At 48.9% G+C, this 15,922-nt stretch carries 15 protein-coding genes and 1 riboswitch; of the genes, 11 read left to right on the top strand and 4 right to left on the bottom strand.

Annotation, left to right across the window (positions count from 1 at the left end; genetic code table 11):
• Nucleotides 1-303 precede the first annotated feature (303 nt).
• Nucleotides 304-423: riboswitch (TPP riboswitch) on the top strand.
• A 228-nt stretch (nt 424-651) separates the two neighbouring features.
• The 10 genes from ACFSVM_RS14885 (at nt 652) to ACFSVM_RS14840 (ending at nt 10,623) form a co-directional block, all read left to right on the top strand.
• Nucleotides 652-1,659 (top strand): ABC transporter substrate-binding protein, encoded by a 1,008-nt coding sequence (locus tag ACFSVM_RS14885; protein WP_379263416.1) that lies wholly within the window; start codon nt 652-654, stop codon nt 1,657-1,659.
• Between the two features lie 27 nt (nt 1,660-1,686).
• The gene (locus ACFSVM_RS14880; RefSeq protein WP_076314862.1) at nt 1,687-1,980 is read left to right on the top strand and encodes a thiamine-binding protein; all 294 of its coding nucleotides are present in this window, start codon (nt 1,687-1,689) and stop codon (nt 1,978-1,980) included.
• Nucleotides 1,977-2,750, top strand: coding sequence for an ABC transporter permease (locus ACFSVM_RS14875; RefSeq protein ID WP_076314863.1), 774 nt, complete (start codon nt 1,977-1,979; stop codon nt 2,748-2,750). Before ACFSVM_RS14880 ends, ACFSVM_RS14875 begins: the two co-directional genes overlap by 4 nt.
• Nucleotides 2,751-2,801: 51 nt before the next feature.
• A complete protein-coding gene (locus ACFSVM_RS14870; RefSeq protein ID WP_076314864.1) occupies nt 2,802-3,620 on the top strand; it encodes an ABC transporter ATP-binding protein in 819 nt (272 codons plus the stop codon).
• Nucleotides 3,621-3,644: 24 nt separating this feature from the next.
• Entirely contained in the window at nt 3,645-4,451 is an 807-nt protein-coding gene (locus ACFSVM_RS14865; protein WP_076314865.1) for a TatD family hydrolase, read from the top strand.
• Nucleotides 4,452-4,757: 306 nt separating this feature from the next.
• Nucleotides 4,758-6,548, top strand: a complete 1,791-nt coding sequence (locus ACFSVM_RS14860) for a sensor histidine kinase (protein WP_256209807.1) — start codon at nt 4,758-4,760, stop codon at nt 6,546-6,548.
• Nucleotides 6,523-7,314 (top strand): response regulator transcription factor, encoded by a 792-nt coding sequence (locus tag ACFSVM_RS14855; protein WP_076314867.1) that lies wholly within the window; start codon nt 6,523-6,525, stop codon nt 7,312-7,314. Before ACFSVM_RS14860 ends, ACFSVM_RS14855 begins: the two co-directional genes overlap by 26 nt.
• A gap of 155 nt (nt 7,315-7,469) precedes the next feature.
• A complete protein-coding gene (locus tag ACFSVM_RS14850; RefSeq protein WP_379263414.1) occupies nt 7,470-8,756 on the top strand; it encodes an ABC transporter substrate-binding protein in 1,287 nt (428 codons plus the stop codon).
• 93 nt (nt 8,757-8,849) lie between these two features.
• Nucleotides 8,850-9,731: a carbohydrate ABC transporter permease gene (locus ACFSVM_RS14845; protein ID WP_076314868.1), complete on the top strand. Its 882-nt coding sequence runs from the start codon at nt 8,850-8,852 to the stop codon at nt 9,729-9,731.
• A 13-nt stretch (nt 9,732-9,744) separates the two neighbouring features.
• Nucleotides 9,745-10,623 (top strand): carbohydrate ABC transporter permease, encoded by an 879-nt coding sequence (locus ACFSVM_RS14840; RefSeq protein ID WP_076314869.1) that lies wholly within the window; start codon nt 9,745-9,747, stop codon nt 10,621-10,623.
• Between the two features lie 86 nt (nt 10,624-10,709).
• On the opposite strand, the gene ACFSVM_RS14835 is transcribed toward ACFSVM_RS14840, so the two are convergent.
• A complete protein-coding gene (locus ACFSVM_RS14835; RefSeq protein ID WP_090725810.1) occupies nt 10,710-12,326 on the bottom strand; it encodes a glycoside hydrolase family 43 protein in 1,617 nt (538 codons plus the stop codon).
• Nucleotides 12,327-12,541: 215 nt separating this feature from the next.
• Here ACFSVM_RS14835 and ACFSVM_RS14830 point away from each other — a divergent pair, with 215 nt between their 5' ends.
• Nucleotides 12,542-13,486: an AraC family transcriptional regulator gene (locus tag ACFSVM_RS14830; RefSeq protein ID WP_090725812.1), complete on the top strand. Its 945-nt coding sequence runs from the start codon at nt 12,542-12,544 to the stop codon at nt 13,484-13,486.
• A 127-nt stretch (nt 13,487-13,613) separates the two neighbouring features.
• Here ACFSVM_RS14830 and nfsA read toward each other — a convergent pair whose 3' ends face one another.
• The 3 genes from nfsA to ACFSVM_RS14815 form a co-directional block, all read right to left on the bottom strand.
• On the bottom strand, nt 13,614-14,357 hold the full coding sequence (gene nfsA / locus ACFSVM_RS14825; RefSeq protein ID WP_379263101.1) for an oxygen-insensitive NADPH nitroreductase: 744 nt from the start codon (nt 14,355-14,357) through the stop codon (nt 13,614-13,616).
• A 136-nt stretch (nt 14,358-14,493) separates the two neighbouring features.
• Nucleotides 14,494-14,940 carry a DoxX family protein gene (locus ACFSVM_RS14820; RefSeq protein ID WP_090725814.1) on the bottom strand — a complete coding sequence of 149 codons (447 nt, stop codon included), beginning with the start codon at nt 14,938-14,940 and terminating at the stop codon, nt 14,494-14,496.
• Between the two features lie 52 nt (nt 14,941-14,992).
• On the bottom strand, nt 14,993-15,589 hold the full coding sequence (locus ACFSVM_RS14815; RefSeq protein ID WP_076314872.1) for a TetR/AcrR family transcriptional regulator: 597 nt from the start codon (nt 15,587-15,589) through the stop codon (nt 14,993-14,995).
• Nucleotides 15,590-15,922 lie beyond the last annotated feature (333 nt).

The following is a 15,922-nucleotide window of genomic DNA, read 5'->3' as shown; positions in this document are numbered from 1 at the left end:
TCTATGCTCGCGGTGCCACCCAATTTATTGAAGCAGACCTCATGCGGTCAGCATTAGGTTCCACTTCAATCACTTTGGTTCCGCGATAACGGGCGGTGCCGATTAACTTAGGGGAAGGCTAGTGCCTTCCCTTGGCGAGAATACCTCCGAGTTGGATGCTCTTCACAGGCATTTTTTCACGTTTTCAATTAAAGGTATTATAATTTAGACATTTCCATATGACAATGATTTTATTCTTGATTATGCTGTACTTTCCAGCCAAGGAGGGCTATAATTAGCTTCTGAAATGTCCTAAACTTCATATTCAACCTCAAGGGGTGCTGGGTTAGCCGGCTGAGATAGTATCCGTGAAAGCGTGTTAGATACGTACCCTTTAAACCTGATCTGGGTAATGCCAGCGTAGGAATGGAGAGAATTCGAGTGTGCTGTTCTATTTTACTGACAGCCCTTAGCCCTTACGTCTGCATGCGTCCCTTATCCGGGACGCTTTTTTTATTATGGTCGCAAGAATGCCATTGCACTCTATCCGATCTCCCTTATCAGTATGGCTGTCAAGGAAGCCTCAATTGAAATTATAGGAGTTATTATGGAAATTTCGTCAAGAATAGGGGTAATTGAAAAGGAGAGAGAAACGTGTACAAAAAATTAGGAATGTTGTTACTGGCGGTACTCATGATGATCATCACTGCCTGCGGCAATAGCGGCACATCGAATGAGGAATCTGGTGCAGACGCGGAGGAGCCGGCAGCGAGCGATAGCCTCCGCGACATCAAGGTCGTCCTGGACTGGACGCCAAATACGAATCATACCGGCTTATATGCTGCAGTAAGTCAAGGCTTCTACGAGGAAGAAGGTCTGAATGTCGAGATTATTCAGCCCGGCCAGGCCGGTGCAGATACGATGGTCGCTTCCGGAGAGGTGCCTTTTGGCGTAAGCTATCAGGAAGGGGTCACCCAAGCACGGACACAAGGCGTGCCGATCGTATCCATTGCTGCTGTCATTCAGCATAATACTTCCGGCTTTGCAGCTCCTGCTGACCGTAATATTGAATCTCCGAAGGACTTCGAGGGTAAAACCTATGGAGGATGGGGCAACCCAATTGACTCAGCGGTTCTTGATACAATTATGGGTCTCGAAGGTGCGGATGTAAGCAAAGTGAACAATATAAACATGGGGGATGCAGATTTCTTCACCGCAACGAAGCGAGACATCGATTTTGCCTGGATCTTCTACGCCTGGACGGGTATTGAAGCCGAGCTTCGCGGGGAACCGATCGATATGTTCTACGTTAAAGACTATTCCGAGAAGCTGGATTACTATACACCTGTACTTATTACGAATGAGGCAACCATTGACGAGGATCCGGAGCTGGTCAAAGCCTTCATGCGCGCAACGACCAAAGGCTATGAATATACGATTGATCATCCGGAGGAAGCCGCGGCGATACTCAGCGAGGCCGTGCCTGACCTCGATAAAGAGCTTGTGCTTGAGAGTCAGAAATGGCTCAGTCCGAAATATCAGGATGATGCCGCTCGCTGGGGCGAGCAAAAAGCAGAGGTATGGCAGAACTATTCCGACTGGATGGTTGAGCACGAGCTGCTGGACCAGCCACTGGATGTCGAGAAAGCTTTTACGAATGAATTTCTGCCACAACAATAATTACTGAAGAAAGCGTTGGTGACCCATATGGCTCAAACATTGCTAAGTATTCAAGTCATTCCGAAGACACCGAATGGAGAAGATTCGATCCCTTATGTAGACCGTGCCATTGAAGTGATACAGCAATCCGGGGTGAAATATCAGGTCCATCCCCTTGAAACGACGCTGGAGGGCGAGCTTCCTGAGCTGCTCCAAATTGTGCAGAGAGTTCATGAGGTACTCGTTGAGGCTGGCAGCCCGAGCATTATTTCACAAATCAAGATTGCCCATTACCCAAGCGGAATCAGCATGGAAGGACTAACGGAGAAGTATCCATCATGAAGCGTGTTGTAAGAAGTGTGCTGCCGCCTGTCGCGGCGGTCATTCTCTTTTTGGCGGTATGGCAAATAGCCGTGCCGCTTTTTCACATTGAGAAGTGGATTCTGCCAAGTCCTGTTGATATTACCCGTGAAGCAGCTGCACAGGCTGCAAGTCTTACTGAACATACTTGGGCGACTGTACAGCTCACCCTGCTCGGCTTCGGCATTGGTGCTGCCATTGGTCTTCTGACAGCCATGGTGCTGCATCTGGTTCCATTTATGAAAACGGCCCTGTATCCATTGCTCATTCTTAGCCAGAATATACCTACGATTGCACTCGCACCGCTTCTGATGATCTGGTTCGGATTCGGTCTGCTGCCCAAGATCATCGTTATTACACTGGTCTGCTTCTTTCCGATCGCAGTATCTGCTATGGACGGACTGATGCAAACGGACCGCGCGATGCTGAGCTACATGAGAATGGCCGGGGCCAGCAAGGGGCAAATCTTCCGCAAGCTGGAGGTGCCTCACGCGCTCCCGTCCATCTTCTCAGGTCTCAAGATCGCAGCCACCTACAGCGTCATGGGTGCAGTCATCGCCGAATGGATCGGGACAGACAAGGGCATCGGCTATTATATGATGCTGCAAAAATCGGCCTATCGGACAGATCGGGTATTCGTCGCCATGGCTATCATCGTTCTCTTGAGCCTGCTCCTCTTCGCCATCATCGCTATGCTGGAGAGAGCACTCGTCCGCTATAAGACAGATGATCATAGAAAATCGGGTTCATAAGACGGTTTGAGTCGATGAATCTTGATCCAATTACGAAAGGAGGATATCCTAATGCATCCTTTATTAGAAGTGTCAGACATCCGCTTATCATTTCGTCAGAGAAAGCAGCAGCTTCATGTCCTTGATCACATATCACTTACGGTCGGCCAGGGTGAATTCGTCTCGATTATCGGACCCTCGGGCAGTGGAAAGAGCTCTTTATTTCAAATCATTGGCGGACTTCTACAGCCCGATGCAGGAACAATACGCCTGGATGGAGAAGTGGTAACAGGAACTCGTGGCAATATCAGCTATATGCCACAGCAGCCAGCCCTGCTCCCATGGCGGACCATCGCGGATAACATCAAGCTCGGCAGCGAGGTTGCCCCTGCTAAATTCCGCAGCAGACAAGGAGCAGATGACGACATTACCACGCAGCAATGGATTACTAAGGCTGGTCTGAGCGGCTTTGAAGATATGTATCCGCACAAGCTGTCAGGTGGAATGCAGCAGCGGGCTGCCTTTTTACGCGCGCTTTTAAGTCCACAGGAGCTTATGCTGCTCGATGAGCCGTTCAGTGCGCTGGATGCACTGACGAGAAGCGAGATGCAGGAGTGGCTGCTCGGAATATGGGAGCAATCGAAGCGTTCGGTGCTATTCATTACGCATAATATTGAAGAAGCGCTTCTGCTCTCAGATCGGATCTATGTATTTTCAAATCGCCCGGCAAACGTACTCCATGAGGTGAAGGTTCCATTCGTCCGTCCAAGACAGGAAGCGTTGACAGAGGACCCCCAATTCCTCCGCTTGAAGCGTGAAATATCTGAATGGATGCGGGAGGAAAGACGTAAACAGCCGGTGACTGCCGGCTCTTATCCGAACACGAAGTAAATCAAGCTAGGAGGTGATAAAGTAATGCAGCAGTCTGAAGAGGATTTAGCGCCTGTCATTGACTCGCATATTCACCTGGACCAGTATGAAGACGAGAAGCAGCCCTTGCGTCTGTCGTTCGCACAGCATCAAGTGGAGGCTGTAATTGCTGTATCCACCCATCTTGTCTCCTGCCAGAGAACGGAGAAATTAGCGGCCTCCTCTCCTTCAGTGATCTATCCTGCGTATGGATATCATCCTGAGCAGCCCGTCCCTTCTGAGTCGGAGCTAACAGCATTATTTGAGTGGATGGAAGAGCATCTGAACCACATGATCGCCGTAGGTGAAGTCGGCCTGCCCTACTACACGAGATTGGAAGCCGAAGCCGATGGTAAGTCTCTGGAGATGCAGCCTTACATCGATATGCTGGACAAGTTCATCGGGTTCGCCAAGAAGCACGATAAGCCGATCATTCTGCATGCAGTTTATGAGGATGCAGACATTGCCGTCGAGCTCTTGGAGTCTCATCGCTATGCCAAAGCGCATTTCCACTGGTTCAAGGGTGCAGAGCACACAGTCATGCGCATGGCGAAGAACGGATATTTCATCTCTTTTACACCAGACATCGTATATGAAAAAGAAATTCAGGATCTTGCCAGCATCTATCCTCACGAACAGATTATGGCAGAGACTGACGGCCCATGGCCTTTTGAAGGCCCTTTTGCTGCGCATAAAACACATCCCCGCATGGTCAAGGACGTAATCCGCGCTTGGTGTGATGTTACAGGAATGAAGCTGCAGGCAGCATTTGATTTATTTTATAACAATACCAAACGCTTCTATGGCATTTGAGACCCAAGTAGAAACAAGTCATGCATCTTACATATCAGCCTGCCCCTGAGGATTCAGGGGTTTTTTCAGCTTCATGCTGAAATGATCTTCTACATCTCTTTGTCCATTTCGTTCTCGTAATTCCCCTTTTCATGCAGCCATTATTTGAACTATTGTCGTAAACGCAGGAAAGAATTAAAATTTGAGAGCATGCAGCATATTGGCACAAGAAACAGCTGAAGGAATGGACCGTAACACATGCTCCGCTCACTTCCGTCTGATCTTATTCCATTTTGTCGCCTTCAAAAATGTAAGCACTTTCAAAAAATGAAAGGAAACGTGGATTATATGCTGGGCTCCCGTTACTTTAATACACTTCGCAGCCAAATATTTATAGGTTCTTTGATCGTTATGCTGCTCGTTCTCGGCTCCATCGCACTTATCGTATACAACCAAATATCTGTACTCCTCCGCAGCAACGCAGAGAGCCATATTCAGCAGACCGCTGTTCAGGCATCCGGCAAGCTGGATGTCCTTCTGAATCAGATTGAGAACTGGACATCCCAGGTGGCAACCGATGCCACTGTTCAGCGTGATCTGGCACTTGAGGCCGCAGGGCAGCACATCAGCTTCTCACAGCGGCAGCAGCTGCAGGAGGAGGTTCGCAAGCTTGAGGCGTATGCCACATCGATTCGTTCTATTGAAATATATACTGCCGATTATCGCAGAATGCTTCCGCTTGATGATGCGGAGCTTGATGATCGTGTGCCTGCGGGATGGATTACGAGGACGGATGAGGCTGAAGGCCGGCTTGTGTGGTTTGGCATTGATGCCAGAGATCCGGCCAGCGTTGTTGCCATTCGAAATATACGAATTATTAATCAATCCTACCAGGCGGCAGGATATGTCGTTGTTCGTATTGATAAGAGCTTCTTCCAGCTCACAGACAATGACTCCGGGAAGCTTGAATTCCTGAATTTGTTTGATCATGAAGGGAAGCCGATCTCCCTCGCAGCTATGCCAGGGGTGAGTCCTGATATCCATCTTCGGGAGCTGCAGTCCTCTGTAGAGCTGGATGGTGAGCCTTATATCACGGTTGAGCGGCAATCCGAGAAGACCGGCTGGAATCTCGTCATCTTGTCTCCTGCCGATTATCAGGCAGAGGGGATCAGCCTGCTACTCACCGTTATGATAGTTTCCGTGATCGGCGGGGCTTTGCTGTTCGTCATCCTCTCCTTCTTCCTGTCGACGATGATTACACAGCCCATTCTGAATATGATTAAGGTGATGAGGACCTCTAAGTTCGGCACGCTCAAACCTAGTAAGGTCACTTCCGCTACGCTTGAAATTCAAGAGCTAAGCAACACATACAATCAGATGGCGGACCGAATGAATGAGCTTGTTGAGGTCGTATATCAGAAGGAGATCCTGCAGAGCCGCACGGAGCTCAAAGCGCTGCAATCGCAGATTAATCCACACTTCCTGTTTAACACGCTGGAGGCACTGTACTGGGCTCTCGATGAAAAAGGAGAAGAAGAGCTTGGCGAGGTCGTCATTGCGATGTCCGGTCTGTTCCGGTATGTCATCAGCCGGGGCGATGATGACGAGTGGGTAACGATTGATGATGAGCTCAGCCATGTAGAACGTTATCTAACGATTATGGATATCCGCATGGGAGACAGACTCTCCTGGAGGATCACTTGTGACGAATCCATGAGATCTGTGCCGATCCCCAAGCTGCTGATCCAGCCGCTCGTGGAGAATGCCATTCTTCACGGACTGGAACAGCAAGTCGGTGCGGGAAGCATTGAAGTTCTCGTTGCTCCCTCCGACCGTGCGGGTTATATCGATGTCATGATCAAGGACAGCGGCCCCGGCATGAGCGAAGCGAAGCTTCGCTCCCTGTACACGGCTATGGAGGGGGGGCATTCCGCTTCCTCTAAGGGAACGGGCATCGGCATTGCCAACATCTACAGGAGACTAAAGCTCAGCTACAACCGGGAAGGAAGCGGACTTCACATTGCCAGCGATTTAGGCATAGGCACGGTTGTTACAATGACGATACCCAATGAACCAGGAGGTACTTTTTATCATGAAAAAGATACTTATCGTGGATGATGAGCCCAGAACGAGAGAAGGGATTCGCAAAACACTGGAATCCTGGTCTTCCGGGCAGCATGAGATTGAGACCTCGGCCAGTGCGGTGGAAGCCCTCGAGCGGCTTAAGATCAATAACGCGCATCTCGTCATTACGGATATTCGCATGCCCGAGATCAGCGGACTTGATCTGATTGAGCAGATTCATGACTCCCCTGTTCCACCCGTTGTCATTGTCATCTCAGGTCATGCTGAATTCGATTATGCACAGCGAGCGCTGAAATATGGTGTGGTGGAATATTTGCTCAAGCCGATTGACAAGAAGAAGCTGGTTTCTGCTGCAGAGCTTGCTCTTCAGCGTTATGAGGATCAGAACCAGATTAAGAAGATGAAGAAGCTCGTCGATCCGAAACTGATGGCGACCACGCAGGAAGAGCGCCAGTACAGCCTCCCTGTCCAGGAAGCGATTGATTATCTGGAGCAGCATTTGCATGAATCTGTCTCCTTACGCGATCTATCGGAGGTGCTCCACATGAACACAAGCTACCTGAGCGCCTTATTCAAGGAACAGACCGGGCTTACATTCAGTGATTATCTGACACGCAAGAGGCTTCAGCGGGCCAAGGAGCTGCTGCTAAATACCAGGCACTCTATCAATGAAATATCGGAGATGGTTGGATACCAGACCCCCAAATATTTTGTGAAAGTGTTCCGAACCGCCGAAAATGTAAGCCCCGGGAGATACAGACAGCACATGCTGGAGGGTTCAGAGGAAAAGATCCAATAAAAGTGGTATTTAACCCAAAACCTGTTACGTTATGCGCTTACAAAAGCTTTGCTACAATTCAACATAGAGACAAATAAAGCGGTTTCAATAACCGACTTAGATCATAAAGCAAAGGGGATGTAAACGTGTTTAAGACAAAAAAGAAGTGGTCATTCATGGCTGTGACTCTCTGCTGTGCTATCGCACTTGCAGGCTGTGGAAACAGTGAATCCGGCGGTAGTGCAGAAGGAACAGATAGCGGAGATAAAACAACGATTAATTTCATGCACTTGTGGCCGGAAGGCGTGTCTGCCGGACAGAACAAGATCGTAAATCAAATCATAGAAGACTACCAGACAGAGAACCCGGATATCACCATCAAGACAGAGGTTCTCGATAACGAGCAATACAAGAATAAGCTTAAGGTCCTCTCTGCTTCCAATGAATTACCCGATGTCGGCATTACTTGGGCAGCAGGCTTCATGACACCTTACGTCGAAGGCGGATTGTTTACCCCTATTGATGATCTGCTTGACGGCGAGCTGAACGGCAAGTTCGTAGAAGGAACGACCGAAGCCTTCAACATTGACGGCAAGACGTACGGACTTCCACTGGAGTTTAATATTACACCTGTGTTCTATAACAAAGCGATCTTTGAGCAGTATGGACTCGAGACTCCGCAAACCTATGAAGAACTAAAGGCAATCATTTCGACCCTTACCGAAAATGGAGTAGCTCCGATTGCACTGGGGAATAAGGACCGCTGGACGGGGTCACTGATTTATATGTTCCTTGCTGAACGCTTTGGCGGACAAGAAGCACTCGCCAGCGCCATTAATGGAGAAGGCTCCTTCACAGACGAAGGCCTGACAAAAGCGGCGGCAGAAGTACAGTCCCTTGTAGACAGCAATGCATTTATTAAAGGCTTTAACGGCCTGTCTAATGAAGAAGCCAAATCAGAGTTCCTGAACGGCAATGCAGCCATGTACATCATGAGCACATGGGAGCTTCCTAATTTTACAACGAATGAAGAAATTCCGCAGGAGTTCCGCGACAGCGTAGGATTCTTCAAGTTCCCTGAAGCCGAAGGCGGTAAAGGAAATGTGGACAGCTGGGTTGGCGGCCCTGGGGTTGGACTCTTCGTGTCGGAGAATTCAGAGGTCAAGGATGAAGCGAAGAAATTCGTTGAATACTTTGTATCCCAATGGGGTGAGCAATCCGTAACCGGTGCAGGCGTAATTCCTGCAACCAAGGTTGATACAGCATCACTTGAGCTTCCTCAGCTGTATATCGACCTGTTCAATGAAATGAACAAAGCAACCAGCATCACCTTGTATGCCGATGTGCAGATGCAGGCATCTGCTGCAGAGACGCATCTGAATCAAATCCAGGCATTGTTCGGCAAGGCCGTGACTCCTGAAGTATTCGCGGAAGAGCATGACAAAGCCATTTCCGGAAACTAACCAAACACAGCTTAGAATAATCACATAACAGGTGAACTGGCCCGGTCCTGTACCGGGTCAGCTCGTTATATAACGGAAAGGAGTTTGATTCCTATGGACAAAGTGATGTCTAACAAGAAAATCATTGCCCTATACGTGCTTCCAGCCCTGCTGCTGATCTTAACGCTTGTATATATTCCGATCATCTTGACCGGCTATTATGGTCTGCATGAGTGGAACGGCATTGGTGCCATGAAATTTATTGGATTCGATAATTATGCTAATCTGCTTCAAGATAAAACGTTTTGGGATAGTGCCTGGCACTCCCTGCTGCTTGCGATATTCTCCGGCCTGAGTCTCCTTGTCTACTTGGCTGTGGCGATGGTCGTGGCGGGACGCATCAAAGGAGCCAATCTATTCCGCAAAATTTATCTTGTGCCAATGCTCCTGTCATCGGTTGCAATTGCACAGCTATGGCTTCGGATGTACCATCCAACAAACGGTGTCATTAACAGCTTCTTAACCTCTATAGGCATTGATAACCCTCCTGCATGGCTGGCAGAGCCTTCACTTGTACTGATTGCGCTCTTCATCCCGATCCTGTGGCAGTATGCAGGTTTTTATATCTTGATCTACTACTCTGCACTGAAGAATATCCCTACTTCACTTGAAGAAGCGGCCAAAATTGACGGTGCTACCGGAATTCAAATTGCACTAAGAATCAAGCTTCCGCTCATTATGGAAGTGATCAAGGTTACCATCGTGCTTTCTCTAGTCGGTTCCCTTAAATATTTCGATTTGATCTACGTCATGACAGGCGGCGGACCCAATGGTTCTAGTGAAGTTATGGCCTCCTATATGTACAGTGAGGCGTTCAAATCCTACGACTTCGGCTACGGCAGTGCCATCGGCTTCTTCCTGCTCATTATCTGTCTTGTCGTGACCTGGATCATTCGTAAGCTGACAGCGACGAAAGATACGATTCAATACTCATAAGGAGGTAACCTTCATGATGCACACATCTGCTCAGATCGGCGGTACCGTAAAGTCCGGGTCCAGCATACTGAGAAAAATCGGCTATGCGCTGCTGTACATTATTCTCATCGGCGTGGCCGCATTTCAGCTGTTCCCGCTGCTATGGCTGCTGCTCTTCTCGCTTAAAAATAATCAGGAGGTCTTCAACCTGCCTCCCCTATCCCTCCCGCAGAATCCGAAGTGGGAGAACTACGCAAAGGTCTGGAATTCAGGTAATATCGATGTCTATTTCTTCAACAGTGTCTGGATAACGGTCGCGGCAACGGTCATCACGGTCGTGCTTGGAAGCCTTGTGACCTTCGCCATTACACGGATGAAATGGAAAGGCAGCTCTCTAGTGCTCGGTCTGTTCATGGTTGCCATGATGATTCCCGTTCACTCTACGCTCATTCCATTGTTCAGCATGTTCAACAAGGTGGGTCTGACCGACCATCCGCTGTCACTGGTGCTCTCCTATGTTGCATTTAATATGCCGATCACCATCATGATCCTGTTAGGCTTCTATTATGCGCTGCCTAAGGAAGTGGAAGAGGCTGCTATCATTGACGGCTGCAGCGTGAACCGCATGTTCTTCCGCATTGTGCTGCCAATGACAAGCTCGGTTATTGCAACGACAGGCATTATTAACATGATCTATAACTGGAATGAGTTCATCTTCGTCAACACCTTTATCAGTTCAGATCATTACAAGACGCTTACGGTAGGCGTGCAGAACTTTATTGGACAATACACGACAGATTGGGGAGCCATCGGCGCTACGCTGATGATCAGCATTCTGCCCATCCTCATAGCCTATATGTTCCTTAGCGACCGGATCGTGGAAGGTATGGCGGCCGGAGCAGTAAAAGGTTAACGGTGAGTTTTAAAAAAAGCTCCGAACCCTTCCGCATGGTGTTCATCCCATGCGAGGTGTTCGGAGCTTTTTTATGACTGAAGATATTATGAAATAGATTCGCTCTTATAGATAAAGTAATCAAAATCAGCTGGCAGGCTCTGTCCCGACGTATCCTGGCTGCGCATGCCGACGAACGCTCCTGTGAAGAAGCCGCCGCCCTGAATGTAATCATCAGACAGCTTATGAGATTGGAATTGCACCGGAATGGTCGTCCAGTCCTCTCCATTCCAAGAATAGGAGTACTCATAAACGTCATATTTTACATCTACACGGAGGTATACGTATTCTACCTCATCTGGAATGACAATTTCATTCCCCTGCAAAGGCTGGGAGAAGGAGAAGTTATCGCAAGCGACGAGCTCGAGGATTCTTCCCTTCTCCTCGTTCCATGTGATCTGGCAGGAAGTCCAGTTCTGCGTATTGTAATAGTTGCTGAGTCCTGCAGACTGCTGGAATGTCGTCGGATTAAATGCCACCTTGGTCTCTGCTGTGAACCGGAAGTGCTGCCAGCGTCTCGCGATAAATGCCTGTGTGAACTTCGATGAGAACGACTCTTTGCCGTACAGTCTTAAATGTCCCGGACGATCTGTGAGTGACATAATCTCACTTCCGAGCGGAATCCGCAGGCTTTGGAAATGCAGGTTCAGCACTTCGCTGTCAAAATCGTCCTTCTCCGGGAAGTCCGGACCCCAAATGACCTCTTCCATATTCGGCCCTTCAATCTGAAGCGAAGGCTGGTTGCCGCCGACTACGTAAGGCCATCCATCTCTCCATTCGAGACGCTGAATCGCCGTTTCGCGGCCGAGCGGACAGTATCCTCTTGGATCAAGCAGCGGTTGTCCTTCTCTCGAGAGTGGTCTGCCGGTCAGATGCACCAGGAACCATTCATCTGTATGGGTATGCACGATCGAGGAATGTCCTGCCTTCTGCAAAGGATTGCGCGGATGAGCAAAGGAAGATATAAGCGGGTTCTCCGGATGCACCTCATAAGGACCACGCAGGTCTTTGGAACGCGCAAGTGTCGAGCAGTGATCATACTTCGTTCCGCCTTCTGCCGTGAGCAGGAAGTAAGTACCGTCAATTTTGTATAAATGCGGAGCTTCTGTCAGCTTAATGTCGGTTCCCTTAAAAATAATCTCAGATTTGCCAATAAGCTTCTGCTGCTCAGGATCATATTCTTGAAGCGCGATACCATAGAAAGGGTGATTCGAGGCCCGTTGATCCCATACCATGTTAACCAGGTACTTCTTGCCATCCTCATCATGGAATAACGACGGGTCAAAGCCGGAGCTGTTCAGGTAGATCGGCTCAGACCACTCTCCATCAATCGTGTCACAGGTTACCAAGTAGTTATGGGAATCCTTCCACTGCCCCTCTGTCACTTTGACATCGGTGTAGATGAGCCAGAATTTGTCGTCATGATAGGACAATGCAGGTGCCCATATCCCTCCAGAGTCGGGATTACCCATCATATTCAGCTGACTCAAGCGATTAAGCGGTCTTGATACAAGTCTCCAGTTCTTAAGATCTCTTGAATGGTAGATTCCCACACCAGGAAACCACTCGAATGTCGATACGGCAATATAATAGTCATCCCCGGCACGGCAAATGCTTGGGTCCGGGTTAAATCCCGTCAAGATCGGGTTCTGGATTGTAGCCATCGATTATGCTCCTTCTCATTACGGTCCATGCTGTTGTTTCTATAGTTATCATTTACCCAACTTATTCAGCATGATATCCCCCGTATATTTTTAGTAGTATGCTATAATCATAGCAAGGTTTATCTCGTTTACCCATATCCAGAAGAAGTCACAATTTATCCAAATCGAGCAAATAAAAATCAAATTATAAAGAAGGTTAAGAAGGTGAATCCAGCATGAACAATAGCAACGAACGCAAAAACGAGCAGCCCAAACATCGGCTCAAGTTTCCGGCGGCAGAGCTTGGTCAGGACGAGCACAAGCGCACGGAATTTATGCTGCCGGATATGAATTCTACATTCCGTGTCTTTGCCGCCCATTACCGCACTGTAGACTCCAATTGGAGTTACCCTGCTCATTCGCATCCCTTTTTCGAGGTTAACCTCGTTCTATCCGGATCACAGCGTATGAAGGCAAACGGGCAGCCTTACCTTCAGCAGCCCGGCGACTTGATGCTGCTCATTCCTGGTGAGGAGCATGAGAGCTATGCAGCTTCTGCACAGGGAATGACCTATTATTGCATTCATTTTGACGTGGATGAGCCTGCATTCAGAGAGCTGCTATGTGCCCGAAGCGGTCCTTTCTTTGATTCGGGAAGTGAACTCAGCAAGCAGATCCGGCCTGCACTGGACAAGCTTATTATGCTTACCCTGGATGAAGCGGGTATGCGTGTACAATCACGAATGATGATCCTCTCGGCCTTGTTCGAGCTGTTTGGGGCACTCAGTCATGTGCTGTCCCAGGAAGAACACAGTACGCCTTCGCAGATTAACCCGACTGCGTCTTACGTAGCCTCCAGACTGGAACAGATGGTAGGAGATATTGAGAATGAGGATGGGGATGCCTTGGCGCATGATACCGTGGAGTCCATCGCTCAGGAGGTCGGCTATAGCACATCTTCGGTGAATCGGATGTTTTCCCGTGCGTTTGGCTTATCGCCAAGACAGTATATGTCCATGTTAATTCTTAAAAAAGCCAAGCTGCTGCTGATGGATCCCGATCTGTCCATCGAGGAGATCTCGATGAAGCTGGGATATAAGAACATCGCTCACTTCAGCAGACAATACAAGCGGTGGACGGATGAATCGCCCAGCCAGTTCCGTGCAAGATTTCATAAATAGGACAATAAATTGGCATACCGACCGTAGTAACTAATAGAAGGCACGCATTACAACTCAGAATTGTTCATTATAAAAAAGACACTGTCCGTTTAACGCAGGGACAGTGTCTTTGGTTCGAAGTATATACTTAACGCTTCATAAAGCCCTTGCTCTCAAGAAATGCCTTCAGCTGCAAACGGGCAGGCTGCGTCAGACGCTTCGCCATCATTTCAGACCATGTTGCGGTCTGCTTACCGGAGGAACGTTCTTGCATATAAGACGATAGTGTCTTGTCGTATTCCTTGACCTGTACCCTGGTCTCTTCACGGTCATATCCGTTCTTGTGAAGCACTGCAGGCAGCGGCAGGCGGGGCCGAAGCAGCGGCTCCTGATCCGGAACACCAAGGCACATACCGAACACGGGATATACCAGCTCAGGCAGACCCAGCAGCTCAGCAACCTCGGCAATTTGATTGCGAATGCCTCCAATATATACGATACCGAGACCGAGTGACTCGGCTGCAATCGCTGCATTTTGTGCAGCAAGCGCGACGTCAATCGTCGCCACCGTATAATTCTCCGTCGTATCCTCATAGGTCTCCTCGCCAGCTGCCTCCGAAACGGCCGCTTCGCGAAGTCGATACAAATCGGCACACCAGACAAGGAAGACCGGACATTCCTGAATATAGGCTTGGTTGCCGGCAAGCGAAGCCAGCTCATTTTTCAAGCCTGAATCTGTGACGGCGATAACGCTGTAGGCTTGCACATTACTGGATGAGGAAGCCATTTGAGCCGCAGCAATGATCGTGTTAAGCTGCTCATCCGTGACAGGCTCATTTTTGTATTTACGGATCGAACGATGATTCATTAACAGGTTAATCGTATCATTCACTACTTCTTTCACTCCGTTTTCTATGTAAATTTTCATAGGCGATAGTTACGTCTTTAAGTCTACTCCCTTGCCGGGACCCTTTCAAGGCAGGCCCCGGCCGTTCATATAAGCCTTTGATCACTCTGCATCACAATGATTATACAATTCCCGGTGCGGACAAAAGAATCGCGGCAATAAACACCAGCTGGAGCAATGTTCGGACAGGCAGTGTTGGAACGGGCCGCCCGCCAATCGTTAGCCTTTCATTCGCAGCCTTCATGTTGGCGGGGAACATGGCAGCCAAGAGTACGACCAAGCAAACCGCCGCCAGCGTAGAGAGAGCGGGAATTACGAGTCCAATTGCACCTGCGATTTCCAGCAATCCGGTAATTGTCACTACCCACTCAGGCTTTGGCACCCAGCTTGGCACCATCCTGACGAGATCACCACGCTTGCTCCCCCAATGGGCAGAAGCCCCGAGCAGAAGCATGATGCCGGATGCTGCCTGAAGGGCATGCTGCCAGCTGTCGAAGTAATCCCACCCTGCCAATCCTAAACATCTCAAGACGATGAATGAAACAATAAGAGCATAAAACGGTATCATACCCAGCTCCACTCCTTTTCATGATTCATATCAATTGATAATTATCCGACAGCTAATCCCTTTTCAACATGCTCTGGATCAACGATGTAAAATCATCCGCTCTGAACAACCCCGGAGCAATTCCAGGAATAGACGACCGCAGTCGTTGGCCGAGTGAAATAAGCACCAGCAGCTCTGCCATCCGGTTGGCATCGACCGAATCGTGAATGACACCTGCTTGCTGCCCGGTAACTATCCACTCCCGGGAATAGCGGAATGTCTGCTCATAAAAAGCCTGCAGCACCTCCGCAACCGCCGGCTCCTGCTCCTTGCCCAGCAAATACATCAGAATTTGGTTCGTTACGTTTTTTCCGTCCTCGAGTGCAGGAAAACTTTCCGCTATGCGGCTCATCGGCCCGTCAAACGTCTTCCCCCGCTCCTCTACTTCAGCCTCAAAACGGGCATGTGTTTCGGCCACAGCCTCCTGCAGAACCATTGCAAAAATTTCATCCTTCGTTTTTACATAATGGAAAATTGCCCCCTTGGATAGCTGTGAACGCTCCATGATGTCCTTCATTTTAATCGTCTCACACCCTTGCTCCCGCACAAGCTCCTTCGTTGCATCCAGCAGATTCCTGACCGTTTGCCTCTTCCGTTCCTCCTGCTTCACTGGCTTCCTCCTAATCGTTACATTGTAATAATTTGGTTATAATCTCATTATAAAAACCGACCATCGGTTTGTAAATTGTTTTTTTCATGCCAGTTTACCTTTGATTGATTCCCCCCACAAAGGATCCTCCGCACTGTGGAGAACCAGCCGACCGAATAACCTCTGTCTTAAGCGTAAGTAGAATGAGCAAGGAGGCTTGTTTTTCATGGATGATCTCTCCCTTCTTCAAGTATCTTCCGATATGCTTATCCGATTCTTAAGATTAAAATGAAATTGCTGATCAGGTTGAATCAACCGCCTGTTGTAGTCCATGCCTCTTCTGAGGAGAGGCAG

It is taken from the genome of Paenibacillus shunpengii (assembly GCF_042684905.1).
Taxonomy (GTDB): Bacteria; Bacillota; Bacilli; order Paenibacillales; family Paenibacillaceae; genus Paenibacillus; species Paenibacillus shunpengii.
The sequence above is the reverse complement of the archived record's forward strand: the minus strand, read 5'-3'. Positions and strand labels throughout refer to the sequence as shown.

What these genes read in the sequence shown, in the direction of transcription:
- ACFSVM_RS14830 (WP_090725812.1), top strand. Translation starts at nt 12,542, where the DNA reads ATGAACAATAGCAACGAACGCAAAAACGAGCAGCCCAAACATCGGCTC.
- ACFSVM_RS14865 (WP_076314865.1), top strand. Translation starts at nt 3,645, where the DNA reads ATGCAGCAGTCTGAAGAGGATTTAGCGCCTGTCATTGACTCGCATATT.
- ACFSVM_RS14860 (WP_256209807.1), top strand. Translation starts at nt 4,758, where the DNA reads ATGAAAGGAAACGTGGATTATATGCTGGGCTCCCGTTACTTTAATACA.
- ACFSVM_RS14840 (WP_076314869.1), top strand. Translation starts at nt 9,745, where the DNA reads ATGATGCACACATCTGCTCAGATCGGCGGTACCGTAAAGTCCGGGTCC.
- ACFSVM_RS14885 (WP_379263416.1), top strand. Translation starts at nt 652, where the DNA reads ATGTTGTTACTGGCGGTACTCATGATGATCATCACTGCCTGCGGCAAT.
- ACFSVM_RS14845 (WP_076314868.1), top strand. Translation starts at nt 8,850, where the DNA reads ATGGACAAAGTGATGTCTAACAAGAAAATCATTGCCCTATACGTGCTT.
- ACFSVM_RS14870 (WP_076314864.1), top strand. Translation starts at nt 2,802, where the DNA reads ATGCATCCTTTATTAGAAGTGTCAGACATCCGCTTATCATTTCGTCAG.
- ACFSVM_RS14855 (WP_076314867.1), top strand. Translation starts at nt 6,523, where the DNA reads ATGAAAAAGATACTTATCGTGGATGATGAGCCCAGAACGAGAGAAGGG.
- ACFSVM_RS14880 (WP_076314862.1), top strand. Translation starts at nt 1,687, where the DNA reads ATGGCTCAAACATTGCTAAGTATTCAAGTCATTCCGAAGACACCGAAT.
- ACFSVM_RS14835 (WP_090725810.1), bottom strand. Translation starts at nt 12,326, where the DNA reads ATGGCTACAATCCAGAACCCGATCTTGACGGGATTTAACCCGGACCCA.
- ACFSVM_RS14820 (WP_090725814.1), bottom strand. Translation starts at nt 14,940, where the DNA reads ATGATACCGTTTTATGCTCTTATTGTTTCATTCATCGTCTTGAGATGT.
- ACFSVM_RS14850 (WP_379263414.1), top strand. Translation starts at nt 7,470, where the DNA reads ATGGCTGTGACTCTCTGCTGTGCTATCGCACTTGCAGGCTGTGGAAAC.
- ACFSVM_RS14875 (WP_076314863.1), top strand. Translation starts at nt 1,977, where the DNA reads ATGAAGCGTGTTGTAAGAAGTGTGCTGCCGCCTGTCGCGGCGGTCATT.